We start from the raw sequence: 24,472 nt of genomic DNA, 5'->3' as shown, positions 1-24,472 counted from the left end.
TCCCGCCGAACCGAAAAGGTGAACCGATATGAGCGACCTGCTGGAGCGGCTTCGGGGGCGCGGCTGGCGGATGACGTCCCAGCGGCGCGTCGTGGCGGAGGTGCTCGACGGCGATCACGTGCACCTGACGGCCGACGAGGTGCACGCCCGCGCGGCGCTGCTGCTGCCCGAGATCGCCCGGGCGACGGTCTACAACACCCTGGGCGAGCTGGTCGCGATCGGCGAGGTGGCGGAGGTCTCCGTACAGGGCCGGGTCAAGCGCTTCGACCCCAACGTGCGCCATCCGCACCAGCACTTGGTGTGCACGGGCTGCGGCACCATCCGCGACGTCCACGCGACCGGGCTGCCGGCCGACCTGCCGCCCGAGGAGCGGTTCGGCTTCACCGTGTCCGCGATCGAGGTCACCTACCGCGGGCTGTGCCCCGCCTGCGCCGCCGGGGCGGGAGGCACACGATCGTGACCGTGCTCATCGAGGGCCCGCGCTCCGGGCCCGGTACGCGCCGGGCGTGACGCCCTCCCACCGGGTGAACGCGCGGACCAGCGCCGTCGCCCCGCTCAGGCCGACGAGCGGGGCGATCCGGTCGAGCGGCAGATCCGTGGTCTCCAGCAGCCGGCGCGCCCGGCGGTGCCGGGCCGCGTCGAGGAGGGCCCGCCACGAGGTGCCCTCCTCCTGGAGGGCCCGGCGCAGGGTGCGGGGGCTGAGATGGACACCCCGGCCGGCGTCGGCGGGCCGGGTACCGTCGAGCGGCGCGTGGTCCAGCCACTGCCGGACCCGGTCCGCGAGCGTCACGGAGGTCGACAGCTCGCGCAGCAGCCGGTCGGCGTAGGCGCGGTGCAGGGCGCCGAGTTCCGGGTCGTACGGGGCTCGCGGCAGGTCGAGGTCGCGGTTGGCGACGGTGAGCGCGTTCTCGGCGGCGCCGAAGGTCACGGGGCAGCCGAGGATCCGGGCGTACGGCTCGGCGGAGCCGGTACGGGCGTGCGTGAAGGACACCGACAGCGGCGCCCAGTCGTCCCCGGCGATCCAGCGGGCGGCCCGCACCATGCCGGTGACGACGGCCTCCACCTGCTGGGGACGCATGGTGGCCGGGTCTACGGTCGGCCGGTACCGGATCCGGGTACCCTCGCCGCCGCGTTCCAGGGAGACCGTGCCGGCCTGACTGACCAGCGGGTGGTAACGGACCGCCGCCTCGGCGGCCTCCGCGAGCGTCGCGCAGGTCAGCACCACGTGGCCGAGGACGTGGAGACTGCCCGGCTTGATCCCGTCCCCGACGCGGAGCCCCGCGTGCGGATCGCCGCCCCCGGCCCCGATCACCACGTCCCAGAGGGCACGCACCTGCGTGAAGGGCAGCCGGTCCCCGGGCGGGGCCCAGACGCCGGCCCCGGCCGTGCCGTCGGCGCCGTCCCCCGTGGCGTTCAGGACGGCGCGCGCGTAGGACGCGGCGACGGTGGACGGCTCGAAGCCGGCCGGCTCGGAGCGGGGCATGGCGGTCAGTCAATGCCGGGGCGCGGCCCGGCGTCAACCGGAGGCGGGGCCGGGGAGTCAACGAGGTGGCCGCCAGGGTCAATGACCGGGCCGGGCGACGCCCCTAGGGTCGGGCTGCCCGTTGCGGCAGGCGGTCGGCCGACACGCCGGCCCGCGGTCCGTTCGCCGCGTGCGCACCCGAAGGAGCACCTTTTGATCGTCTTCCTGCTGCCCTCGTCCGGCTACGATCCGACCGAAGCGGCCGTGCCCTGGGCCGCGTTGCGGGACGCCGGGTACGACGTACGGTTCGCGACCCCGGACGGGCGGGTCGCGTTGGCCGACCGCCGACTGACCGACGTCGGCTTCTCCTGGCTGTCCCCGTGGCTGATGACGCGCCGTGCCGAGTTGGCCGCGTACCGGGAGCTGACCGAGGACCCCTCGTTCCGCGCCCCGCTGTCCTACACCGAGGTCGATCCGGCGCAGCTGACGGGGCTGTTCGTCCCCGGCGGGCACGCCCAGGGGATGCGGACGCTCCTGGAGGACACGGCCGCGCAGCGGTTGTTCGCGCGGGTCTTCCTGCTGGGGCTGCCGGTGGGCGCGGTGTGCCACGGTGTGTTGCTGGCCGCCCGGGCGAAGGACCCCACGACCGGCCGGTCGGTGCTCCACGGGCGCAGGACCACGGCCCTGACCTCGCTGCTGGAGCTGACCGCCTGGAACCTGACCCGGCTGTGGCTGGGCGGCTACTACCGGACCTACCCGGCGACGGTCCAGGCCGAGGTCACGGCCGCCCTCGCGGACCCGGCCCAGTTCCTGGCCGGCCCGTCGCTGCCGGTCCGGGACACGGCGGCGCGTCCCGGCCGCGGTTTCACGGTGCGGGACGGCAACTACGTCTCGGCCCGCTGGCCGGGCGACTGCCACCGCCTCGCGGCGGACTACCTCGCGCTGGTCCGCTCGCACCGGGGCAGCCCCGCCGGATCCACCACGGAGAGCGGCGCCTGATCCGCCTGCGGACACGGCCTAGGGCTGCGCCCAGGTGTGCAGCAGGGCTTCCCGCGCGCGGGGCTCGGGGGTGCCCTCCGCGGCGTGTTCCCGGCCCCACTCCTCAAGGGTCTGCGGGTTCCTGCTTCCTCCCACGAATCCGTCGAGCAGGGCCTGGGAGAGCCGTGACTCCTCGGCGGTGTAGCCTCCGGCCGCGGCCGCGTGGACGATCACCTCCTCGGTGCCGTCCGCCGTCTCCAGCCGTAGCCTCATCTCGGGCGGCCCCTCGCCCAGGTTCTCCGCTCCGATCGCGGCCGAGACCATGGACCCGAGGATCTTCGCCGCGCGGCCCACCGGGTTGTGCTTGGGCGCGTCCTCGACCACCGCGGACCGCAGCTCCGACCACGTCCACGTCCGGGGGCTGTCCGGGTCGGTGGCTTCCACGCCCTCGCCGGTCAGGCGCACGCCGATGCCGAGGGTGTTCGGCGGGGAGCCCACGTACACCGCGTCCGAGGTGACCCAGAACAGTCCGACCATGGCTGCCACGCGCCGCTCCTCGCTCTCGCCCCTGGTACAACCCATCCATACCGCCCGCCGCGAACGGACGGCCGCCGACACACCGAGTGCCGGGCGGGCCGGGCGCGGGCGTAATTCGATGGGATCCCCCGGCCCGGTCTGCGAGCATCCTCGGATGGGTGCATGGGACGCGGTGGCGGCCGCTGCTCCCCCTCGTCGAGGCGGCGCTGATGCAGCCGGCGCCCGCGACCCGGCTGTGGGCCGCGCAGGCCCACCGCCGGATCACCGGCGACCCGTACGCCCGGTGCGTGCCCGTCCTGACCGACCTGGTGCGTCCGGGGGGCGAACGCGCGGCGCACGACGCGCCCCCGCCGCCGTCGGCCCTGGCCACGCTCGCCGAACTGGGTGTCACCCCGGACGAGATCCGCCCCCACCTGCGGACGTGGACGGACTCCGAGCGCCGGATCATCCCCTGCGACGCGCGGCACGGCCCGCCGGAGGACGACCTGCTGCGGGCGGCGGCGCGCGCCCACCTGTCGCTGCTCGCCGACCGATGACGGGGGTGTGAGGCCCGGGGCCGCGTAGATCAGGGCCCGACCCCGGGCGTCGGCATCCAGTGAAGCAGCGGCCGCGCGTCCGGGGCGCCTGGACGGGGCCACGGAAACGCCCGGGCCCGCGGGCGGCGTTGTCGTGGGATGCACCAGGTCGCGCCTCCGGCCGCCGCGGTCACACAGGTGAGGGCGTGGGCGGAGTACGCATTCCGCGAGGGTCGGATCCCCCGACAGCACCGACACAGCGGCGTGTTGCCCGGCCGGGATCTTCACTCTCCGCTCTACCGCGGGCACGCTCCGTGCGCCATAGTGGAGCGAAGGGGAGTCGGACGCGGGGGGATGTTTCGTGATCGAGCAGGCGTATGTCCAAGCCGGTGACAAGACCACACCGACGGTCAAGGACATCAAAGCGCGGATCTCGACGGCAGTGGACGCGACGACGGGCACCGCCCTGGAGCGCCTCAAGTGCTGGTTGCAGATGCCGGGCGATTCCACGTTCGCGAAGATGCTGGACAGCGACTGCCAGGTACGCGCCAAGAGGGTCGGCGGTCTGCTGAGCCCTGGGACAGGTGGGCTGTACGAGCCCAGCGACCTCTCGGTGGCGCTCGGCGTCCCGGCCAGGTGGACCGCCGTCGACACGGCCGTGAAGGCCGATCGTGCCGTGTACGTCAACGGTTCGACCGGACACGTGGGCGGGGCCCAGAGCAAGTTCAACAACGAGCGCAACATCGGATTCCATGTGATCGTCTTCCTGGCCGTGGGCAAGGAGTCCGACGGACGCGGCTACTACCTGGGCTTCGACCCGGACATCAGCGCCACGACAGATTCTCGGGCGGCGTGGAAGGCGTTGGTCACCGGCGAGACGGAGACGAAGCCGCAGGACTTCACGGCCGAGAAGAGCCTGGAGGTCATCACGTCGATGATGCTCGGCAGCGCGGAGGGCGGCTTCGGCCCGCTGGTCCGCAAGTACTACGTCGACACCACCAAGGCCTTCCCCAAGATCATTCGCGCCTGAGCGCACCGACCGGCGGCGACCCGCCTTCACGTGAGGGTGGTGTGACGGGGGGAGCGGCGGGCCCACCAGGACGCCGAGCCGCCATCTCACCTGGTGAGTCCGCGGTGACAGATGAGGGCCGCTGCGATGGCGGTGGTCGTAGCCCTTGTCGCCCGGCAGTTCGCCGGGGCGCGGACGTCGCGGGCCGTGACGGGAACGGACGGGCGGAATGCCGCGGATCAGCGGGATGACGGCCCGCTGCCATGGAGGGTCGGGCTCGCCCCGGGAGCCGGTTTCGTCCGGAACCGGACGGTGGACCGCCGCAACGCGGTGACCCCCGGCAGCCCACAAGCGCCAACCTCCGCCTCGGCGACTTCACTTCGGACCGGACGCTGCCGGCCGCCCACCACGACGGCGAGCCGCTGACCGTCGGCCACGGCCCTCGTCCGCCGACGGTCGGCCGTTAGGGTGAAACCTGACCCTCCGTGAAGAAAGGCCCTGCGGCTCACTGTGACCGAATCACGCACGCACACCCTGTTCTCCTTCGGCACGCTGAGGGACGAGCGGGTCCAGACCGCTCTCTTCGGTGGAGCCGTCCCCACCTCCCCGGCAGCGCTGGCCGGGTACACCACGCGGCCCCTGAAGATCACCGATCCGGCCGTGATCACCGCCAGCGGGCTCGACGTGCACCTGATCCTGGAGCGCAGGCTCGGCGCCTCGGTCGAGGGCACCGTCCTGCACCTCACCGACCAGGAACTCGCGGCGGCCGACGCCTACGAGGTCGACGACTACACCCGCCGGCGGGTGGTCCTGTCCTCCGGGGCGACCACCTGGGCCTACCTGGACGCCAAGCCGCTGCGCCCGGCCGAGCGCATCGTCGTCGTGGGCGACAGCATCGCCTACGGACGCTGCGACCCGCGGGGCGGCTGGGCGGGCCACCTGGCGGCCGCCCATATCGCCGGGAACGAGGCCGAGCGCCGGCTCTTCAACCTGGCGGTCCCCGGGAGCACCCTCGCCGACGTCGGCGAGCAGACGCCGGCCCTGCTGGCGGCCCGCCGGCCCGACACCCTCCTGGTCGCCGCCGGCATCAACGACTCGGCCGTGCCGGCCGCCGGTACGACGGCGCAGGCCGACGCGGACCTCCCCGCCGGCTCACGCTCTGCCTCCGACTCCGACTCCGAGGAGACCGCCGATTTCGCGCGGGTCGCCGGCAGTCTCGACACGCTGGCCGCGACCGCTCTCGGCCACAACGCCCGGCTCGTCGTCGCCGGGCCGTCCTGGCTCGACGAGGACCGCACCCGCGACTACTCGGGCCTGCGCTTCACCCGGGCCCGCGCACTGGCCCTGCGCGCCTTCTTCCGGGCCTGGTGCGAGGCGAACCACATCGACTTCCTCGATCTGTGGGAGCCGCTACGGGAGCGGACCGAACTGCTCGTCGACGGCCTGCACCCCAGCGCCGAAGGGCACCGGGCGCTCTACGAGCACCTCGACGCGCTCGGCCGCTGACCACCTCACCGCCCGTGGTGATCTTGACGAAGCCGCTTGTAACCCCCGGGGGGCACCGCCCGTCACCTGCGCGCAACAGGGACTTCCTACGTTGGACCGCGACGGGACCGACCCGCACACGGCCGCGGCGGCCCGCGGCGGTACGGGGAGGCCGAAGGCGCGAGGAGGTCTGCTGTGGCGGAGACGGGGGCGGAGGCGAAGGCCGCGACCGGACAGCGGGTGCGTACGGTCTGCTCGTACTGCGGTGTCGGCTGCGGGATCGTCCTGGACATCACCACGGGCGGCGACGGTCGCCGTACGGTGGCCAAGGTCGCCGGTGACAAGCGGCACCCGGCGAACGCCGGGCGCCTGTGCACCAAGGGCGCCACACACGCCGACATGCTGGCCGCGCCCGGCCGACTGACCACCGCGCTGGTCCGCGCCGAGCGGGGCGCCGGGCCCATGCCCGCCCCGGTGGATGCGGCCGTCACCGAGGCGGCCGTGCGCCTGAGGGAGATCCTCGACGCGCACGGCCCCGACGCGCTGGCGCTCTACGTCTCCGGCCAGATGTCCCTGGAGGCCCAGTACCTGGCGAACAAGCTGGCCAAGGGCTTCCTGCGGACGAACCGGATCGAATCCAATTCCCGGCTGTGCATGGCGAGCGCCGGCACCGGCTACAAGCTCTCGCTCGGTGCCGACGGGCCGCCCGGCTCGTACGAGGACTTCGAGCGGGCCGACACCTTCTTCGTCATCGGCGCCAACATGGCCGACTGCCACCCCATCCTCTTCCTGCGGATGATGGACCGGGTCAAGGCCTCCGGCGCCAAACTCATCGTGGTCGATCCCCGACGCAACGCCACCGCCGACAAGGCCGATCTGTTCCTGCAGATCCGGCCGGGCACCGACCTGGCCCTCCTCAACGGCCTGCTGCACCTCCTGGTCGAGGGCGGCTGGACCGACCCCGCCTTCATCGCGGAGCACACCGAGGGCTGGCAGGACATGCCCGCCTTCCTGGAGGACTACGCGCCCGACCGGGTGGCCCGCATCACCGGCATCCCGGAGGACGACATCCGGCTGGCCGCCCGCTGGATCGGCGAGGCGGGCGAGTGGACGAGCTGCTGGACCATGGGCCTCAACCAGTCCACCCACGGCACCTGGAACACGAATGCCCTGGTCAACCTGCACCTCGCCACCGGCGCCATCTGCCGACCGGGCAGCGGCCCCTTCTCCCTCACCGGGCAGCCCAACGCGATGGGCGGCCGGGAGATGGGGTACATGGGGCCGGGGCTGCCCGGCCAGCGTTCGGTCCTGGTGGAGGAGGACCGCCGCTTCGTCGAGGAGCTGTGGGGCGTGCCGGCGGGCAGCCTGCGCACCGACGTCGGTCGCGGCACCGTCGAGATGTTCGAGAAGATGGCCGCCGGTGAGATCAAGGCGTGCTGGACCATCTGCACCAACCCGGTCGCCTCGGTCGCCAACCGCAGCACCGTGATCAAAGCCCTGGAGACCGCCGAACTCGTCATCACGCAGGACGTGTTCGCGGAGACCGAGACCAATGCCTACGCCGACATCGCGCTCCCCGCGACGCTGTGGGCCGAGGCGGACGGCGTGATGATCAACTCGGAGCGGAACCTCACCCTGGTGCGGGGGGCCGCCGACCCGCCCGGTGAGGCCCTGCCCGACTGGCAGCTGATCGCCCGGGTCGCCTGCGCGATGGGGTTCGCCGAGGCGTTCACGTACACGTGCGCCGAGGAGGTCTTCGAGGAACTCCGGCAGGCCTGGAACCCGAAGACCGGCTGGGACCTGCGGGGGGTCACGTACGAGCGGCTGCGCTCGGGCCCGGTGCAGTGGCCGGCCGCCCCGGGCGGGCCGGACCGCAACCCGGTCCGCTACCTCAACGACGGGGTCAGCCAGACCCTGGTCGAGCGCCCGGACGGCGATCGCCCCCGACTCGTCTTCCCGACGGCGACGGGACGCGCCGTCTTCTTCGCCCGCCCGCACCTGCCGGACGGTGAACTGCCCGACGACGACTATCCGTTCGTGCTCAACACCGGCCGTCTGCAGCACCAGTGGCACACCCTGACCAAGACCGGAAAGGTCGGGAAACTCAACAAGCTCAACCCCGGGCCGTTCGTGGAGATCCACCCGCAGGACGCGGCCGCGCTCGGCATCGCGGAGGGGGACGGGGTGGAGGTGGCCTCCCGGCGGGGGCGGGCCGTGCTGCCGGCCGTCGTCACCGACCGGGTCCGGCCCGGGAACTGCTTCGCCCCCTTCCACTGGAACGACCTGTTCGGCGAGTACCTCAGCGTCAACGCCGTCACCGACGACGCCGTCGACCCGATCTCCTTCCAGCCCGGATTCAAGATGTGCGCGGTGACCTTGACCAAGACCCGGGCCCCGTTCCCCGCGGTGTCCGGGGCCGCCACGGGGAGCGCCGACGGCGCCGGCGACGCGACCACCGGCCCGTCCTCACCGGGCGCCGGTACCGCCACCGCCATGACCACCACCACGCTGACCCGTCCGGCACCGGCCCCCGCGACGGCCGCCCTCGCCTCCCTGTTCGGAGTGGACGACCACACCCCGCCGGCCCTCTCCGACCGGGAGCGCCGGTACCTCGCCGGATTCCTGGCCGGGCTCGCCACCTCCCCACCGGGCACGGGCGTCCCCTCGCTTCCCGCCGGCGCCCCCTTCGAGGCCGGGCACGCGCTCTGGGTCGACGGTGTCCTCGCCGGTACGTACTCACGTACGGCCGCCGCCCTGACAGCCGCTCCCCCGGCCGCGCCGGTCGCCGCTCCCGCCGCCCCGGACCGGCCGACCCGGCAGACCGTGATCCTGTGGGCCTCGCAGACGGGCAACGCCGAGGAGCTCGCGGCCACCGTAGGAGCGGCCCTGGCCGGGAGCGGCGCGCCGGTGAGCGTGCACAGCATGGCGGACCGCACCGCCGCCGCCCTGACACCCGGCACCGATCTGCTGGTCGTCACCAGCACCTTCGGCGACGGCGACGCACCGGACAACGGAACCGCCTTCTGGGAATCCCTCAGCGCGGCCGACGCGCCCCGACTCCAGGACGTCCGGTACGCGGTGCTCGCCCTCGGCGACTCCACCTACGACGCCTTCTGCGGCCACGGTCGGCGGCTCGACCAGCGCCTCGAAGAGCTCGGCGGCCGGCGTCTGCTGCCCCGTGCGGACTGCGAGCCCGACTACGAGGAGCCCGCGCGGCGGTGGCTGGAGCAGGTACGCGAGGCGCTCGCGGCCGCCCCGGCCCCGGCCCCGGTGCGCGCCGAACGGGCCCGGCCCGCGGCGGACCGCAACTCCCCCTACACCGCCCGACTCTCCGGCAACCGGCTGCTCAGCCTGCCCGGGGCCACCAAGGAGGTCCGCCGGTTCACCTTCGACCTGGGCGAGGACGGTCCGGCGTACGAGGCCGGCGACGCGCTCGGGGTGCAGCCGGTGAACTGCCCCGACCTCGTGGCGCAATGGCTGGCCGTCACCGGCCTCTCCCCGGACGCGGAGGTGGCCGTACCCGGCCGCGACCCCATGCCGTTCGCCGAGGCGCTCCACCGACACCTGGACATCACCCGGCTCACGCCCGACCTGCTGCGCTTCATCACCGAGCACACCGGCGACCGTACGCTCAAGCGGCTGACCCGGCCCGACAACAAGGACGGCCTGGCCCGGTGGACCTGGGGGCGTCAACCCGTGGACGTCCTGGCCGAGTTCCCGGTCCGGATCGGCGCCCAGGAGTGGGCCGAGCGGCTGCGGCGCCTCGGGCCGCGCCTCTACTCGATCTCCTCCAGCCCGCTCGTCGACCCGCGCGAGGTCAGCCTGACCGTCTCGGTCCTGCGCTACGAGGGGCCGGGCGGCCACCACCGCAAGGGCGTCGCCTCCACCTTCCTCGCGGACGCCGAACCGGGCACGCCCGTACCGCTGTTCGTGCAGAGCTCGGCGCACTTCCGCCCGCCCGCGGACCCGGACACCCCGGCGATCATGGTCGGGCCGGGGACGGGCGTGGCACCGTTCATGGCTTTCCTCGAACACCGCCGGGCGCTCGGGCACCCGGGCCGGAACTGGCTGTTCTTCGGGGAGCAGCGCAGCGCCACCGACTTCTCCTACCGTGAGGAGCTGGCGGAACTCCACCGGCACGGCACGCTCGACCGACTCGACCTGGCGTTCTCCCGCGACCAGCGGACCAAGGTCTACGTCCAGGACCGGATGCGCGAGCACGGTGCCCAGCTGTGGTCGTGGCTGCAGGACGGCGCCCACTTCTACGTGTGCGGAGACGCGAGCCGGATGGCCAAGGACGTGGACCGGGCGCTGCGCGACGTCGCCATGACGCACGGCGGTCTCGACGCGGACGAGGCCGCCGCGTACGTGAAGCAGCTGTCCGCCGCCAGGCGGTACGGTCGCGACGTGTACTGAGCGCACCTCAGGCCGGGTCGAGCCCCCTCACGAGGACTTCTCTCCCTCGTCGCCTTTGTCGGCACCTCCAATACCGCCTGCTCAGAAGCAGTGCACTTTGGGGCTTCCGACAAGCATTTGCCAGATTATTGTCGAATATCGGCCGCAGATGCAGGGTGACTTCGGGAGCTTGCAAGCCGAGGAGGCCATCTGATGGGCGAGGGAGATCGCGGCAGCGCCGTCCGCGGCCGGCTGCGGGGCATCGGGGAGTTCGGGCGCGCGCCGAATCGCTACCGGCCCGCCGGAGCCAGGTCGAGTTCTGGCAGGCGCGCGCGGCCGCGTGCACACCCGGCTGCGCCACGAGCGGGCCGGTGACGGCTGGGAACGCTTCCGGCTCCGGTCGTAGGACCTCCACGAACACCCGCACCCGACCGGCACAACCACCGGCGTGCGGGCCCCTCCCCCGTTCCTGCTCACAAGGCGAGGCAACACCGGATGACCACACCCACACGGACCCCGTACGGCGGCGGAGCGATCGGCTCCCTCTACGCCGGCCACTCTCCCCACCGCCGCCCGGACGAGCGCATCGCCCGGTGCGTCGCCGAGGCCCTCGGCGACGCCCGGACCGTCCTCGACGTCGGCGCCGTCGCTGCCGATCTGCCCTTCGGTGACGGCGAGTTCGACGCGTCGATGACCCTGTTCGGCGTCCACCGGTGGTCCGACGTACCGGCGGGGCTGCGCGAGATGCGGCGCGTGACACGGGGGCCGGTGGTCATCCTGACCTGCGACCCGGCCGTGGTACGGGACTTCTGGCTGTACCGGTACGCGCCCGAGGTCCTCGACATCGAGGCCCTGCGCCACCCGACCGTCGAGGAACTGGCCTCCGCCCTCGGAGGCTGCGGCACGGTCCGGACCGTGCCGATCCCCCTGGACTGCACGGGCGGGTTCGACGAGGCCTACTACGGCCGCCCGGAGACCCTGCTCGACCCGGCCGCCCGCCAGGCGAGTTCGGCCTGGAGCTTCGTGGACGACCGGGTCCGCGAGCACTTCGACACCACCCTTCGCTCGGACCTGGAGTCCGGGGCCTGGGACGAGGAATTCGGCCACCTGCGCAGTCGGCCGACCTACGAGGGATCGCTCGTGATCGTGCGTGCGACCCCGTAGGAAGAAGCGGAAGAAGAGGAAAGAACGTGATGTCAGTACCCGACCGGATGGACGAACGACTGCGCGCCCTGGGGCTGGTGGAGGCTCAGCGCATGGCCGAGGCCCTCTTCGCCACCACCGCGGCCCGCGGCCTGGTGGTGCCGGGCCGCAGTGAACGCGCGGCGAGCGACCGGATCGGGGACCTGGCGAGAGAGCTGTTCGGCACGGCGGCGCGGCTGCCCGGGCCGCTCGTGCGCTCGGGCCCGCACACGCTGCTCCCTTACGGCCCGGAGACCTCGGACCGGGTCATCGGCGAGGACGACGTCGTCGTCGCCGAACTCGGTTCGGTGCTCGCGGTGTCCGAGGCCGGTTTCGCCTCGACCCTCGTCTTCGGCCAGGACCCGGACAAGCACCGGCTCGCCCTGGACCTGCCGAGGATGTTCACCGCCTGTCGCGAGGCCCTGCTCGCCGACTCCCGCATCACGGGCCGGGGGTTGCACGCCGAGCTTCAGGCGCTCGCGGCCACGTCGGGCTGGACGGTGGCCGGATGGCACTGCGGTCACCTGGTCGGGGCGGACCCCTCGGCGGGCGTCCGGGACGTGCGTCCGGACGCGTACATCTGCGCGGAGAACGACCGGCAGCTGCGGCGGACCCTCCAGGGAGGGTGGCAGGCCCATTGGATCCTGGAGATCCATCTGGTCGACGGGAGGCGCGGCTTCGGCGGCTCGTACAAACGGCTGCTGGACCTCGTCTGACGGGCCGCCGACCGCTCGACCGGTGGTCCGCCCGCGGTCGGCCGCCGGGCACGTGCTCGGCCGGGTCGTCAGCCGGCCGTCAGGAGCAGGGGCGCCGCGCTGCCGTCGGCCCAGTCCGAGGGGATCGCGGCGAGCGCGTCACCCACGGCGGCCCCTTGGAGGAAGGCGGCGCGGTGCCCGTCGGCGATCCGGGCCCGCGCACCGTCCCAGGTGACGGGGACCAGCCGGGTCGATCCGGGTGCGGGCCGCGCCCGCCCGTGCACCGGAACGTGCGGCAGGGGATCGAGGGCGCGTCCGGACAGGCCGGCGATCAGCGGGCCGAGCAGGGTGCGGGCGGCGACCAGCGCGGCGTACGGGTTGCCGGGCAGCCCCACCACCCAACGGTCCGGGGCCTGTTCGGCGAGCAGCATCGGATGTCCGGGCCGACAGGCGACGGTGTCGACGACCATCCGGGCTCCGGCGTCGGCGAGCAGCCGGCGCAGCTGGTCGGTGGCCCCTACCGAGGTGGAGCCGGTGACCACGACGACGTCGGCGTCCCGCACCGCCCGCACGGCCGCGGACAGCCGTCCGGACCGGTCGGGTACGCACCCCAGCTCCGCGGTCACACCGCCCAGTTCGGCGATCAGGGCCGGGAGCAGCGGCCCGAGGGCATCACGCACCCGGCCGGGGCCCGGAACTCCCGCGTGGTCCAACTCGTCCCCGGTGACCAGTACGCCCACCCGGGGGCGCGGCCGCACCCGTAGGGTGTCGTGGCCGCAGAGGCGGCGAGGCCGAGCAGCGCGGGACCGATCCTGGTGCCCGCCGGGGCGAGCCGGCGGCCCGCGGGGGCGTCCTCGCCGGTGCGCCGGATGTGCCGGCCCGGCGGCGGCACGGGACCGGACACCCGGCCGTCGTCCATGGTGACCGCCGACTCCAGCGGCAGGACGGCGTGGGCCCCGGCCGGCACCGCGGCCCCGGTGGAGATCTCCACGCACTCCGCCGCGCCGAGTACGCCCGCCCAGGGCGCGCCGGCGCGGACGACGGCCCGTATCCGCCAGGGGCCGGTGCCGGAGACGGCGTAACCGTCCATCGCGGCCGTGTCGAAGCCCGGGAGCGGCCGCAGGGTGGGCAGGTCGTCGGCCAGGGTGAGGCCGCCCGCATCGCGCAGGGGCACCGCACGCGCGGGCAACGGGCACGGTGCGCCGTGGGCCAGGACCCGGGCCCGCGCCCAGGACACCACCGGATGCCGCGCCGGGCCCCGGGGCGCGGTGGCGAGGGCGGAGGCGGCGTGGGGCGCGAGGCCGGGCGCAGGTGCGGTCGCGGTCGCCGGTGCGGGTGCGGTCGTCGGAGGCATGAACACGACTGTCGGCCCGCGGCGTTACCGGGTCCTGGCGGGAGGATTGCGGTCGCGCTCCGATCCACTCACCTCGCGCGTCCCGCGGCTGTGAACCTCCGGGGTGATCAGGCGGCGGCGAGGGAGATCTCGGTCGACTTGATCAGGGCGACGACGGAGGTACCGGAGGCCAGGCCGAGGGCCTCGACGGCGTCCTTGGTGATCGCGGCGGTCAGCTCGCCGCCTTCCACGGAGACCTTGACCGAGCCCATGGCGCCACCGGTCGCGACGTCCGTGACGGTGCCCGCGAGCTGGTTGCGGATGGAGATGCCCTCGACCGGGCCGGTCGCGAGGGCCACCTCACGACCACGGTGGACGGGCTCAAGCCGGCCGCCGGCGGGTCCGTCGCAGGCGGCCGCCGAGCCGGCGATCGCCGACGGCGCCGCCCCGGTGTGGTCCAGCGTCAAGGCCACCGAGATCACCCCCGTACCCCTGTGACCCCACCCGATGAGCACACGCCGCGAGAAAGGGTCTCATCACCTCGCATATGCCAGCTGCTATGGCCTCTTCGCCTGGTGGGTGATTAACTGGCCTCAGGCAGGTCGATGCGACCCGCTTCCGTGTCCACGCTCCGTCGCGCCCTGCCGGGTCGACGTCGGCCGACCGACACGTACACCGGCCCCGTGACGGTCGAGCGGCTCTCGCCGCCACTGGGAGCACCGGCAAAAGAGGCCCCTGCATGCCGATCGCGGTGTTCGGCACGTAGGGGCCTCTTTGCGTTCGGGCCCTCGTCTCACAGAGCGGAGCGAATCTGGCATATGCGGTCTTCATCTGGGCATGATGGCGCAGATACAGCCCGAAATAGCCACACCGGCCCGAATGTAAGGACTGAGGTATGGCGGTCGTCGTCATGCAGCCCACGGCCGGGCAGGCTCCCCCCGCCGTGAGCAGGGTGCTCGCCGCGGCGGGCCTGGCCTCCCGGACCGTCCCGCTCGCGGACGACGCCGGTCCGTCGGCCGGCCTCGCCGGGGTGGAGGGCCTGATCGTCCTGGGCGCCGCCGATCCGGCCCTCCTCCGGGAAGCCCTCGCCGCGGAGGTGCCCGTACTGGCCCTGGAGCCCGGTACGCGCCTACTGGTACGGGCGGCGGGCGGCGCCCCGGGCGGCCGACCCGACGCCACCCCCGACCGCCCCCCGGTGGAACTCACCCGGGCGGCGGGCTCCGACCCGCTGTTCGCCGCGGCCACTCGACCCTCGCCCGGCCTCAGACCGGCCTGCGACCCCCTGGAACTGCCCGCCGACGCCGTGGTCCTGGCCTCCTGCGACGGGTACCCGGAGCAGGCGTTCCGGATCGGCGCCAGCGCCTGGGGCGTCCGCTTCCTGCCGCAGGAGCTTCCCCTGGGTCCCTGGGGCGAGCAGCTCCTCGGCCGGTTCGCCACCCTTGTCGCGGCCCGCGCCGAACACACCGCCACCCGGGCCTTCTTCACCCGGCGGGCCGATGCGTGGGAGGAGCGGTTCGCGTATCAGGCCCCTGCCTACGAGGCCGCGGTCGCCCGGCTGCGGCTGGCACCCGGCGGGCGGGCGATGGACCTCGGCTGCGGCACCGGACGGGCCATGCCCGCGCTCCGGGCCCAGGTCGGGCCGGACGGTCATGTGCTCGGCGTCGACCTCACCCCGGCCATGCTGGCCGCCGCCGCCCGGCACGGCCGCACCGGCCACGGGCACCTCCTCGCCGCCGACTGCACCCGGCTCCCGCTGGCCGGCGCGTCCGTGGACGGCATCTTCTCGGCGGGGCTGCTCGACCACCTCCCGGACCCGGCCGCCGCCCTGCGCGAATGGGCTCGCGTCACCGCGGCCGACGGGGTCCTGCTGCTCTTCCACCCCTCGGGTCGCGTGGAACGCGCCGCCCGGCACGGCCGCCCCCTCGACCCCGACGACCTCCTCGCCGAGGGCAACCTGCGCCGCACCCTTCGGACCACGGGCTGGCACCTGGACGAGTACGAGGACGGCGCCGGTCACTTCCTGGCCCGTGCGGTGCCGCGCGGCTGAACCCGCGCGCCGGCCGGCTCACAGGCGGTGGATCCGTTCGATGCCGTACCAGCTGGAGACACAGGCCGCGACCCAGTCCCGGCGGTAGTCGGACGTGAAGAAGGGCTCGGCCAGGCTCCCGATGTAGATCGGCTCGTACCCGAGGTCGGTGGCACCCCTGGCGGCCTCGGTCCGGATGCGGAAGTTCTGCGCGTCCCAGGCCACCGCCCGGGTGACCGTGGCGGTGGTGAGCTGCTTGACGCTCGGGACGAGGACCGCCAGCGAGGCCAGTGCCAGTCCGGCCGCGACCACGATGCCCACCGGTAGGGCCACTGCGACGCCCCGGCCCGCCAGGAACCGGCGGGCCCACACGCCCAGCAGGACCCCGTAGGCGCACAGCGCGAGTTCCATCGGTACGAGGTAGTTGGTCCAGGTCCGGGCGTACGTCCATCCGGTCGGTCCGTAGCCGCTCCGCAGCCCCACCACCACCGCGAACGACCCCAGCACCACCACGAGCACCGGCAGCAGCAGGAGGGCGACCAGCATCGGGCGCGGGACGGCCCGGCCCGACTCCCGCTTCCCGGGGGCGGGCACGCGCGCCGCGAGCCCGGCACCCAGGCCCAGCAGGAGGCCGACGGCGGCGGCTCCGAGGTAGGCCCACTGGCCGGTGACGGTGTCCCACATCCGCAGCCAGTCCTCGTAGGTGCCTCGGAGTTCGCCCGCGGAGAGCATGGACTCCTTGGCGGGCTGCTGGGCGCGGCGCCATCGGGCGCCGGGGGACGTGGTGAGCACGACCAGCCCGCAGACGACCCCGAAGCACCAGAGCAGGCACCAGGTGAACGGATGCCAGGTCCGTGCCAGCCCCAGGCGGGGAACGGCCAGCAGTCCCACGCAAGCCGCGAGAAGGCCGCTGACGAGGGAGAACGACTCGCTCAGGGTGCCGATCGCGAACCCGATCAGGAACGCCGCGGCGAAGCCGCCCGCGCGGACGGGAGCCCGGGGCTGCCGGACGGTCCAGATGCCCAGGAGGAGCGCCCATACCCCGATGACGCTCGGGATGGTGTGGGAGATCGTGGCCGGGGCCCACAGCAGGACCTGATAGCTGCGGGTGCCGCCGAAGTAGATCAGGGCCTGGACGGCCAGGGCGGCGGCGAGCAGGAGCAGTACCGGAGGTTTCACGCCGAGGCACCGCAGGAACTGGATCCCGAGCAGCACCAGGCCGACGGTGAGGACGACGGCGATGACGGTCGGCAGGATCTTCACCCCGGCGAGTCCGTCGCCGTAGATGATGCCGCTCAGGAAGGCGTTGGTGATCCGGCCGTTCTGGGTGGCGTAGAAGTCGTGGGTGATGCCGAGGACGCCCATGTCGCGGGACTTCCAGGCGGCGCACCAGTCGTCCGAGGTGGGGCGTACGTAGAGGCCGAGGAAGCAGCCGATGGCGATCAGGGCGCCGGCCGCCGCCACGAGGCAACCGCCCGCGACCGGCAGGAGCCTGCGGACGAACCGGCGATTCCCCTCGGTCGCAGCAGTGCTCATCCACCAGTCCTTCGTAGCGAGGCGCGGCCGGGCCGACGTGCGACGTGTGTGCGACGTGCGACGGCTGAGGCGGCGGCCGGTTCCGGTCCCACCAATCTGCACGGTCCGCCGCCCACCGGCATCCGAGAGCAGCGCCGCCGGGATCGGGACCGGGGCCCGCCGGCCGTGTGCCACGGGCGCGTTCGCCCCTGCCACGGCCGGCGCCCGGTTGCTCCGTTCGTTGCTCCGTCCGTTGCTCCGTCCGTCATCGCCCGGTCGTTCCGTCCGTCGGTGCGTCCGTCGTTCCGTGTCACCCGGGCGGCGGGCATGTCGTGGCGGGCTCCGCACCGCAGGCCCACGATGGGAGCTCCGGGGGGTGCGCGCACGGAAGCCCGACAGAAGGAGTGGCGATGCCTGCTGCCCCGCTCGTCCGCTGGGCGGCCGTCACGGCGGCTCTCGCGAGCGTCGCCCTCCCGGTGTGCGTCGCGGGGAGCTCCGCCGGCCGGCCTGCCGAGGACGAGCGGCGAGCCTTCTTCGTCCGACCCCTCGGACACCAGAGCCACGGCGATGCCGAGGGCCGCTACGCTCCGCTGTCGATGCTCGTCGCCCCCACCGTCGGACTCCTGTCCAACACCACCGCCGCCGAGGGCGTCCCACCCGCCCTCGCCGGGGGCGCACGGTACGTCGAGCGGAGCCACGTACTGCGGCTGCTGTCCGGCCGGTGGCGGTACCTCCCCGCCGGGCGGACGGCGTCGGTCGTGGTGGCCCCGGAGGATCCGACGGCCCGGCTGCAGATCGCCGAGAGCCGTGCCTGGCTGGCCTCCGGTCGGGTGCCGGGCAGCTCGACGGCCCGGCGCGCGGCGGCCGAGCGGGCCCTGCTGGCCATGCGCGCCCTGCTGCGGCCGAACGGTGCCATGGCGGCCGGCTGGTCCCCGGGCTGGATGTACTCCTGGCCGCGGGACTCCAGCTTCGCCTCCGCCGCGTTCGCGCACACCGGCCACGACACCGAGGCCTACCGGATCCTGCGCTACAGCGCCGCGACGCAGCGCGCGGACGGCACCTGGGAGGCGCGGACGGAACTCGACGGGTCCGGGCCGCCCGACAGCCGGCGGTGGCAGCTCGACGCCAACGGCTGGGTCCCCTGGGCCACCTGGCAGTGGTACCGGACGGCGCCGCCCGCCACCCGCCTCGCCCGGCTGACCGCCCTCTACCCGATGATCCGCAAGGCGGCCGACCACGCGGTGGCCTCCCTCGGGGCGGACGGGCTGCCCCCGGCCTCCCCGGACTACTGGGAGGTGACGACGACCACCACGAACATCGGCACGGCGGCCCCCCTCCTCGCCGGGCTCAACGCCGCCGCGGACCTCGCCGGCGAGCTGGACCGTCCGCGGGACGCGGCCCGCTGGTCCGGCGCCGCGGGGCGGCTCTCCGCCGGGATCTCGCGGAGGTTCGCCCCGCTCGGCTATCAGCGCACCGTCGACGGACAGCACGGCCGGGACAGCGCCGTGGCCTTCATGGCGCCCCCGTTCAACACGGCCCCGGCCGACCTGCCCCGGGCGCTGGACACCACGTACCGGGCGCTGCTCCTGCCCAACGGCGGGCTCACCCCGGGGAACGATCCGACGGCGCCCTGGGGTGCGAACGCCTGGACCCCGAGCACCTCCTTCTTCGCCCTGGCATGGGCGGCGACGGGGAACGCGGCGAAGGCCGGGTCGGTCCTGGACTGGGTCCTCGCCAAGCGGAACCCGCTCGGGGAACTGCCCGAGAAGGTGGACCGGGCGGGCCGGCCCTCGTCGGTCGCGCCACTGGCCTGGACGGGGTCGATCGTCGTCCTCACGCTGGTGGCACTCGACGGTGGGGCGCTCCCCGCACCACCCCTGAGGCCGTAGTCGAGCCACGGCCCAGCTCCGGCCCGGCGGGCGTCAGACCGGATCGGTTCCGTCACCGGGCGGCGGGGCGGTGCGCAGGCGCTCCAGTTCGGCCAGGAGGTTCTGGTACGCGCGCTTCTCGGCCGCCACCGCGCGGGCGAGGGGGAGGTGGTGGGGATCCTGCCGCGACCTGGCCTCCCGCGCGGCGGCGGCGCGTAGCTCTCTCGCCCGATCGAGTGCGTTCATCGCGTCCACGGTTCCGACATCGAGCAGCTTGTGGTCCAGGACCTGGGCGAAGGCCCGCTCGGTCGGTGCCGTGAGCCTGTCGAGGTCCTGCGCGCAGCTCTCGGGGGTCTCCGTCGGCCCGCAGGCCTCGTCGAGATCGTGGGAGAGCGCCCGGAGGGTCGTGGCGAGTTCCGGGTACGCCCGGTCGGGCGCGGTGTCGTCGCCGCAGCCGGCCATCAGGGCCGTGCAGGCGGCGAGGGTGGCGACGGCGCGCATCGTCGCGGCCCCCGGGCACATGCGTCGGCGCGAGATGAGAGGAGGGGTCATGGAAGCCCCGATCGCCCGTTGTTCCGAGTGCGGCCGCGCCGGCCGCGCGAGGTGGTCGGCTGCCATCCTCACCCGCCCCACTCCGCGCTGCCACCCGGCGGACCGGGACCGCGGCGCAGGTCAGCGCGGGGGTTGTCCCCCGGCGACGGTCGAGCCCGGGCGGCCGGCCTGGGCGAGGGTCCAGGGCTGGACGGCGCGGTGCCACGGGGCGGGGGTCCGGCTGCCGGGCGGCGTGGTGCCTCCCGCGGGGGCCGTCGTGATCACGTGCAGATCGGCGTCGAGGCCGAGCGCCGCGGCGACGGCCGTACCGGCTCCTTCGGTCACACCGGCCGGGGCGCCCGTGTACAGCATCCGGGACTCCTGCCAGGGCTGCGGAGCGTCGGTGGCCACGACCCCGACCGTGCCGGCGCCCGCCCGGCCGGCGAGGAGGTCGCCCGCTATGCCCACGGCGCCGTAGCCGCCGAGGCCGCCGGCCTCGGCGACCGGGGAGAACTCGGGCGCGGGCCCGGCCGCGCGGGCCAGGCTCGTGGCGACGGTGCCGATGCCGGGCCGGCGGAAGAACACACGGACGCCGTCGCCCTCGGGGCGCACCGAGAGCGTGCCCGTCGTCTGGGGCAGCCCGGTGGACACGGGGCCGTCGAAGGGGGCGTCCGGCGCCGGCTGGACCCAGGCCAGTACGGACCCGGCCGTGGCCGCGTACACGTGGCGGCGCCCCGAGGCGTCGGTGGCGGTGACCGGATCGCCCTGGAGGCCGGATCCGCCCAGGGTCTGCCAGGCCCCGAAGTCGCCGCCCGGGGTCTCCTGTGCGCGGGCGCGCAGCGTCCGCCGGGAGTCGCGGACGTACACCGTCATCCGGCCCTCGTCGTCGACGGCGACGGACAGGCCGCTGATCGCCGAGGTGCCGGGCAGGTCCACGGTGTCCGGGGTACCCAGCGACCGCCACGGGCCGAATGCGCCGTCGACCGTGTCCTGGACGGCGTAGACGATCTCCCGGCCGTACTCCTGGGGCGTCGCGCCCAGGGTGGTGCGGGTGGCGAACACGCCGATCCGGCCGTCCCAGAGGCGGACGGCCGCGGCCCCGGAGTCGATGCCGTCGCCGGGCAGGAACTCGGGGCCCTGCCAGAGGGCCTGCGGGCCGCTGCGCGACCAGTACGCCATGCGGCCGTCCAGCGCGGCGAACGCCCACAGTCGCCCGGAGACGCCCTCGGTCATCCAGGAGGTGCCGTCACCGCGGCTGTAGCGGATGGTCTGGCTCCAGCCGGCGCCGGTGGGTCGGGTCGCGGTCTTGCGGTCGCCGCAGCCGGCGGGGCTGCCGCACCAGTCCTGGTGGTCGGTCCAGGCGTAGGTCTTGAGGTAGCCGAGCTTCTCCTCGGCCGTCTGCGGGTCGAGGGTCGGCGGCAGGGAGCTGTTCGGGTAGCTCACGTAGTTCTGGACCGAGAAGTGCGGCCGGTCCGTGGTCGTGGCGTAGCGCTCGACGGCGGCCTGCACGAAGCGGGCGCCGTACATGTGGTCCTGGTGGTCGAGGAAGGCGCCGCCGCCGTCCGCCCGGCCGGGGGTCGGGTCCTGCGTCCGTATCGTCGTCGGCCGGTACGCCTCGAACACGCCCGCTATGGCGGCCACGGCCTGGTCCTTGGTGTAGGAGAACCAGTCCTTGACCGGCGTCCCGGAGGTCAGCTGGGCGCCCAGGGCGGGGGTCCGGCCGTCCCACAGGCCTCGGAGGCTCTCGGGGTTGTCGCCGGAGATGCTGCGGGCCTCGCGCAGCTCCATCCACACGAGGTTGACCTCGGGACGGGCGACCAGGATGTCGACCTCGGCACTGCCGCCGCCGGCGGTGGGTACGGCCTTGCGCTGCCAGGCGCCGGCGCGGTCGCCGGTGGCCATCTGCGCGTAGGCCGCGCGTATGCCGTTCTGGCGGGCCTCGGCGTAGGCGGCGCGGTCGGCGGGGCCGGCGGCGTCCTGGAGGTGCGGGCTGTGGGCCTCGTTCCTGCCGTCGGACTCGCCGGAGGTCAGGTAGACGGTGGTGACCTTGATGCCGGTCGATATGGAACGGCTGAGGTCGGGGTTCATGAAGAAGAGGTCGTCGTCGGGGTGCGCGACGACCTGGAGGGCGGAGCCCTCGGTCACGCTCGCGGCGATCACCGCCGCGGGGGGTATGTGCGGGTGCTCGGTTTCGTGTCCGTAGGCCCAGGCCGTCACGCCGGCGGTGCCGACGGAGAACGCGGCGAGCAGGGCCGCGAGTCGGGTGCGGCGGGCCAGGGACATGTACAGCGCCTTGAGGGTCGATCCGGTGCGGCGATCCGCCTGGGAGGTCGATCGGTGTCCCGATGGCTCCAGTGCTTCCGGAGACGACCGGGGCCGATTATGTCCCGCACGTTGGGGGCTGACACACCATCAAGTCACGTATGACCGCAAAGGGAGTTGTGGGAGAAACGGCAAGATTTGTCCCATTTGCCAATATTTATGCGGTTGGCCCGGATAACAGGCCGGAACCGGCGTATGTGCTGGCCACGCGCGGGTTGCGTGGGATCGGTACGGTCGCGGAGCGTGCCGTCCTCTTCGCCACCGACCCCCACAAGTGGCGCATTCCACACCACTGACCGAGCGGTGGCGGCAGTGACGCAGCTCTCACCGGCGCCGAGCGGCGACTCGTCGACCGGCGACGGGAAGCCGGTGGAGGCCAGGCGCCTCCACCGCCCCCGCACTAACATGGACGCAAGCAACCGAAAGGCCTGTACCGCCGAGACGGTGGATTCTCGGCATTCCGCTCGGGTGGATCGAGTCGTTCGACCGGCGCTCAGGACAACCCATGCCGATGAAGCGCATCACGGGATCGCGCCCGCGCAAGAGAATCCCCGCCGTCCCCGCCATCGCCACGGCCGTCACCGTGACCGCCGCCTTCCTGCTGTCCGGAGCCGCCGATCCTGGCGGAAAAGCACCCGCCTGCCCCACGGCGCCGTCGGACAGTTTCTGGCACGCTCCCGTGGACGAACTGCCCGTGCACCCGAAGTCCGACCGGTACGTCGCCTCGATCGGCGCCGCCGAGCCCCTTCATCCGGATTTCGGATCGGGACTCGTGGAAGGCCGGCCTTTCGGTATTCCCGTCACCGTCTCCGAAACCACCGTGCCGGAATCGAAGGTCTCCCTGGACTACGCCGAGGAGAGCGACACGTCCGGCTACCGGATCCCGCCGGACGCCAAGGTCGAGAACGGTCCGGCGAGCGACGGGGACCGGCACGTCGTCGTCTGGGACAAGGCCCTGTGCAAGTCCTACGAGCTCTTCGACGCCGAGCGGCAGGGCGGAAGCGCCTGGCACGCCGGCTCGGGAGCGATCTTCGACTTGCGGTCCAACGCCCTGCGGCCCGACGGATGGACCTCCGCCGATGCCGCCGGCCTCGCCATCCTCCCCGGCCTGGCGCGCTACGAGGAGGCGGCCGGCGGGCGGATCGACCACGCGATCCGCATCACCGTGCCGCGCTCCGACCAGAGCTACGTCTGGCCCGCGCGACACCAGGCGGGCCAGGCGGCGGACAGCTCGCTGCCGCCGATGGGGCTGCGGCTGCGACTCAAGAGCTCGGTGGACACCTCGGGGCTGGCCCCGCAGGCCAAGGCCGTGGCCGACGCGCTCAAGAAGTACGGCGTCATCGTCGCGGACAACGGGTCGCCCTGGTACATCACCGGCGAGGAGAACGCCGGTTGGGACAACGCCCAGCTCGACGGACTCAAGGCCTTCAAGGGTTCGGACTTCGAGGCGGTCGACGCCTCCGGACTCCAACAGGCACCGGACTCCGGAGCCGTCGCACCCCGGTGACCCGGGGCGACGCCGTGACACGTGGACGCCGCGAGGATGCCTCCGACGGGTCCGAAGGTCCCATCCCATCCCTTCCCTTCCCTTCCCTCCCCGACTCGGGAAGGGACTTTCGGCGTCCGTCTAGGCTCCCGCGTCCAGCCGTTCGGTGAGGCTGCCGTAGAGCCCGGGGCGGCGGGTGCGCATGAGGCCGAACTCCAGCCAGTCGCGGCGCTGGTCGAGGTCGAGGTCGGCGACGAGGACCGCCTCGCGGTCGCGCGGGGCGCGCAGCATGACGCGGCCGTAGGGGTCGGAGATGAAGGAGGAGCCGTAGAAGGTGGAGCGGCCCTCGGTGCCGACGCGGTTGGGCACGACGGCGAAGAGGGCGTTGGCCAGGCCGTTGGCGGTGATGGCGTGCTCCCACATGGGGCGGGTGTCGAAGTCGGGCAGGTCGACCTCGGAGCCGATGGCGGTGGGGTGGACGAGGATCTCGGCGCCAGCCAGGGAGTAGGCGCGGGCGAGCTCGGGGAACCACTCGTCCCAGCAGGTGGGGAAGCCGAAGCGGGCGCCCTCGTGGGCGACGACGGGGAAGCCGCTGTCGCCGGGGCGGAAGCACAGGTCCTCGCGGTAGCCGGGGAACGCGGGGATGTGGTTCTTACGGGTCCGGGCGATCAGCTTGCCGTCGGAGTCCACACAGACGGCGGTGTTGTAGCCGAGGCCGCCGTCCTCCGCGCGCTCGTAGAGGGAGGCGTGGACGGTGATGCCGAGCGTGGTGGCCAGCTCCGCCGCGAGGGCGACGGTGGGGCCGGTCTCCACGTCCTCCAGGTAGCGGGCGGCGCCGTCGGCCATGGGGTCGTCGGTGTTGCAGAAGTAGGGGCTACGGGTGAGCTCGGGGAGGCAGACGATCGTGGCACCCTGCGCGGCGGCCAGCGCCACGCCCTCGCGGAGCCGGTCGTCGTGCTCGGCGGCGTCGGCGTACCAGCGCATCTGGACGAGGCCGACGCGCAGCGGTTCGCGCTCGCCGGGCTGGGTGCGGCCCGGCGAGCCGAGCGGGGATCCGAAGGAGGTGAGGAGCGCGTAAGAGGTCACGGGCGGGCCACTTTCGAAGATCTGACTGAAATTTCAGTCAGAATGCG

The 24,472-nt window shown here is 73.7% G+C and carries 20 protein-coding genes and 1 pseudogene; 11 read left to right on the top strand and 10 right to left on the bottom strand.

The annotated features are described in order from the left end of the window. Nucleotides 1-28 precede the first annotated feature (28 nt). Entirely contained in the window at nt 29-460 is a 432-nt protein-coding gene (locus OG624_RS37685; protein WP_371640481.1) for a Fur family transcriptional regulator, read from the top strand. A 6-nt stretch (nt 461-466) separates the two neighbouring features. Here OG624_RS37685 and OG624_RS37680 read toward each other — a convergent pair whose 3' ends face one another. Beyond that, nucleotides 467-1,483: an AraC family transcriptional regulator gene (locus tag OG624_RS37680; protein ID WP_371589464.1), complete on the bottom strand. Its 1,017-nt coding sequence runs from the start codon at nt 1,481-1,483 to the stop codon at nt 467-469. A gap of 192 nt (nt 1,484-1,675) precedes the next feature. Between OG624_RS37680 and OG624_RS37675 the strand changes: the two genes are divergently transcribed. Next, on the top strand, nt 1,676-2,461 hold the full coding sequence (locus tag OG624_RS37675) for a type 1 glutamine amidotransferase domain-containing protein (RefSeq protein WP_033216255.1): 786 nt from the start codon (nt 1,676-1,678) through the stop codon (nt 2,459-2,461). Nucleotides 2,462-2,479: 18 nt separating this feature from the next. On the opposite strand, the gene OG624_RS37670 is transcribed toward OG624_RS37675, so the two are convergent. Then, nucleotides 2,480-2,986, bottom strand: coding sequence for a hypothetical protein (locus OG624_RS37670; protein WP_161294647.1), 507 nt, complete (start codon nt 2,984-2,986; stop codon nt 2,480-2,482). A gap of 149 nt (nt 2,987-3,135) precedes the next feature. On the opposite strand from OG624_RS37670, the gene OG624_RS37665 reads away from it, so the two are divergent. Beyond that, nucleotides 3,136-3,513, top strand: coding sequence for a hypothetical protein (locus OG624_RS37665; RefSeq protein WP_371640480.1), 378 nt, complete (start codon nt 3,136-3,138; stop codon nt 3,511-3,513). A 340-nt stretch (nt 3,514-3,853) separates the two neighbouring features. After that, nucleotides 3,854-4,522, top strand: coding sequence for a hypothetical protein (locus OG624_RS37660; RefSeq protein WP_371589460.1), 669 nt, complete (start codon nt 3,854-3,856; stop codon nt 4,520-4,522). A 126-nt stretch (nt 4,523-4,648) separates the two neighbouring features. On the opposite strand, the pseudogene OG624_RS37655 reads toward OG624_RS37660, so the two are convergent. Beyond that, nucleotides 4,649-4,759: pseudogene (locus OG624_RS37655) on the bottom strand (IS5/IS1182 family transposase); the annotation flags it as partial. Nucleotides 4,760-5,011: 252 nt separating this feature from the next. Here OG624_RS37655 and OG624_RS37650 point away from each other — a divergent pair. The 4 genes from OG624_RS37650 to OG624_RS37635 all read left to right on the top strand — a co-directional run bounded on the left by OG624_RS37650 (nt 5,012) and on the right by OG624_RS37635 (nt 12,279). Next, the gene (locus OG624_RS37650; RefSeq protein ID WP_371640479.1) at nt 5,012-6,007 is read left to right on the top strand and encodes a GDSL-type esterase/lipase family protein; all 996 of its coding nucleotides are present in this window, start codon (nt 5,012-5,014) and stop codon (nt 6,005-6,007) included. Between the two features lie 174 nt (nt 6,008-6,181). Continuing rightward, a complete protein-coding gene (locus tag OG624_RS37645; RefSeq protein ID WP_371640478.1) occupies nt 6,182-10,402 on the top strand; it encodes a molybdopterin-dependent oxidoreductase in 4,221 nt (1,406 codons plus the stop codon). Nucleotides 10,403-10,876: 474 nt separating this feature from the next. Continuing rightward, the gene (locus OG624_RS37640; RefSeq protein WP_371640477.1) at nt 10,877-11,545 is read left to right on the top strand and encodes a methyltransferase domain-containing protein; all 669 of its coding nucleotides are present in this window, start codon (nt 10,877-10,879) and stop codon (nt 11,543-11,545) included. Between the two features lie 29 nt (nt 11,546-11,574). Further along, nucleotides 11,575-12,279: a M24 family metallopeptidase gene (locus OG624_RS37635; RefSeq protein WP_033216246.1), complete on the top strand. Its 705-nt coding sequence runs from the start codon at nt 11,575-11,577 to the stop codon at nt 12,277-12,279. 68 nt (nt 12,280-12,347) lie between these two features. Here the strand turns inward: OG624_RS37635 and OG624_RS37630 are convergent, their stop codons facing one another. From OG624_RS37630 to OG624_RS37620, 3 genes are all read right to left on the bottom strand, one after another. After that, complete coding sequence (locus OG624_RS37630; RefSeq protein WP_371640476.1) at nt 12,348-12,938, bottom strand: molybdopterin-binding protein; 591 nt, start codon at nt 12,936-12,938, stop codon at nt 12,348-12,350. Further along, nucleotides 12,902-13,612 (bottom strand): hypothetical protein, encoded by a 711-nt coding sequence (locus OG624_RS37625; protein WP_371640475.1) that lies wholly within the window; start codon nt 13,610-13,612, stop codon nt 12,902-12,904. The genes OG624_RS37630 and OG624_RS37625 overlap by 37 nt, the downstream gene beginning before the upstream one ends. A 107-nt stretch (nt 13,613-13,719) precedes the next feature. Next, the gene (locus tag OG624_RS37620) at nt 13,720-14,064 is read right to left on the bottom strand and encodes a TOBE domain-containing protein (RefSeq protein ID WP_371640474.1); all 345 of its coding nucleotides are present in this window, start codon (nt 14,062-14,064) and stop codon (nt 13,720-13,722) included. Nucleotides 14,065-14,486: 422 nt separating this feature from the next. Here OG624_RS37620 and OG624_RS37615 point away from each other — a divergent pair, with 422 nt between their 5' ends. Further along, on the top strand, nt 14,487-15,638 hold the full coding sequence (locus OG624_RS37615; RefSeq protein ID WP_371640473.1) for a methyltransferase domain-containing protein: 1,152 nt from the start codon (nt 14,487-14,489) through the stop codon (nt 15,636-15,638). Between the two features lie 18 nt (nt 15,639-15,656). On the opposite strand, the gene OG624_RS37610 is transcribed toward OG624_RS37615, so the two are convergent. Further along, complete coding sequence (locus tag OG624_RS37610; protein ID WP_371594224.1) at nt 15,657-17,153, bottom strand: DUF6056 family protein; 1,497 nt, start codon at nt 17,151-17,153, stop codon at nt 15,657-15,659. 389 nt (nt 17,154-17,542) lie between these two features. Between OG624_RS37610 and OG624_RS37605 the strand changes: the two genes are divergently transcribed. Then, nucleotides 17,543-19,021: a hypothetical protein gene (locus tag OG624_RS37605; RefSeq protein ID WP_371640472.1), complete on the top strand. Its 1,479-nt coding sequence runs from the start codon at nt 17,543-17,545 to the stop codon at nt 19,019-19,021. 33 nt (nt 19,022-19,054) lie between these two features. Here the strand turns inward: OG624_RS37605 and OG624_RS37600 are convergent, their stop codons facing one another. Both OG624_RS37600 and OG624_RS37595 read right to left on the bottom strand, forming a co-directional pair. Then, a complete protein-coding gene (locus OG624_RS37600) occupies nt 19,055-19,552 on the bottom strand; it encodes a hypothetical protein (protein ID WP_371640471.1) in 498 nt (165 codons plus the stop codon). Nucleotides 19,553-19,672: 120 nt separating this feature from the next. Then, nucleotides 19,673-21,814, bottom strand: a complete 2,142-nt coding sequence (locus OG624_RS37595; RefSeq protein ID WP_371640470.1) for a PIG-L family deacetylase — start codon at nt 21,812-21,814, stop codon at nt 19,673-19,675. Between the two features lie 544 nt (nt 21,815-22,358). Between OG624_RS37595 and OG624_RS37590 the strand changes: the two genes are divergently transcribed. Next, nucleotides 22,359-23,360 (top strand): hypothetical protein, encoded by a 1,002-nt coding sequence (locus tag OG624_RS37590; protein ID WP_371640468.1) that lies wholly within the window; start codon nt 22,359-22,361, stop codon nt 23,358-23,360. A gap of 120 nt (nt 23,361-23,480) precedes the next feature. Here OG624_RS37590 and OG624_RS37585 read toward each other — a convergent pair whose 3' ends face one another. Further along, nucleotides 23,481-24,425: a nitrilase-related carbon-nitrogen hydrolase gene (locus OG624_RS37585; RefSeq protein ID WP_371640467.1), complete on the bottom strand. Its 945-nt coding sequence runs from the start codon at nt 24,423-24,425 to the stop codon at nt 23,481-23,483. Between the last annotated feature and the right edge of the window lie 47 nt (nt 24,426-24,472).

The sequence above is a fragment of the Streptomyces virginiae genome (assembly GCF_041432505.1).
Lineage (GTDB): Bacteria > Actinomycetota > Actinomycetes > Streptomycetales > Streptomycetaceae > Streptomyces > Streptomyces virginiae_A.
Note: the sequence above shows the minus strand (reverse complement) of the source record. Positions and strands in the feature narration are given on the sequence as shown.

Excerpts from the sequence above, each read along its gene's own strand:
- OG624_RS37600 (WP_371640471.1), bottom strand. The coding sequence starts at position 19,552 with ATGACCCCTCCTCTCATCTCGCGCCGACGCATGTGCCCGGGGGCCGCG.
- OG624_RS37625 (WP_371640475.1), bottom strand. The coding sequence starts at position 13,612 with ATGCCTCCGACGACCGCACCCGCACCGGCGACCGCGACCGCACCTGCG.
- OG624_RS37590 (WP_371640468.1), top strand. The coding sequence starts at position 22,359 with ATGCCGATGAAGCGCATCACGGGATCGCGCCCGCGCAAGAGAATCCCC.
- OG624_RS37610 (WP_371594224.1), bottom strand. The coding sequence starts at position 17,153 with ATGAGCACTGCTGCGACCGAGGGGAATCGCCGGTTCGTCCGCAGGCTC.
- OG624_RS37595 (WP_371640470.1), bottom strand. The coding sequence starts at position 21,814 with ATGTCCCTGGCCCGCCGCACCCGACTCGCGGCCCTGCTCGCCGCGTTC.
- OG624_RS37685 (WP_371640481.1), top strand. The coding sequence starts at position 29 with ATGAGCGACCTGCTGGAGCGGCTTCGGGGGCGCGGCTGGCGGATGACG.
- OG624_RS37640 (WP_371640477.1), top strand. The coding sequence starts at position 10,877 with ATGACCACACCCACACGGACCCCGTACGGCGGCGGAGCGATCGGCTCC.
- OG624_RS37605 (WP_371640472.1), top strand. The coding sequence starts at position 17,543 with ATGCCTGCTGCCCCGCTCGTCCGCTGGGCGGCCGTCACGGCGGCTCTC.
- OG624_RS37680 (WP_371589464.1), bottom strand. The coding sequence starts at position 1,483 with ATGCCCCGCTCCGAGCCGGCCGGCTTCGAGCCGTCCACCGTCGCCGCG.
- OG624_RS37635 (WP_033216246.1), top strand. The coding sequence starts at position 11,575 with ATGTCAGTACCCGACCGGATGGACGAACGACTGCGCGCCCTGGGGCTG.
- OG624_RS37615 (WP_371640473.1), top strand. The coding sequence starts at position 14,487 with ATGGCGGTCGTCGTCATGCAGCCCACGGCCGGGCAGGCTCCCCCCGCC.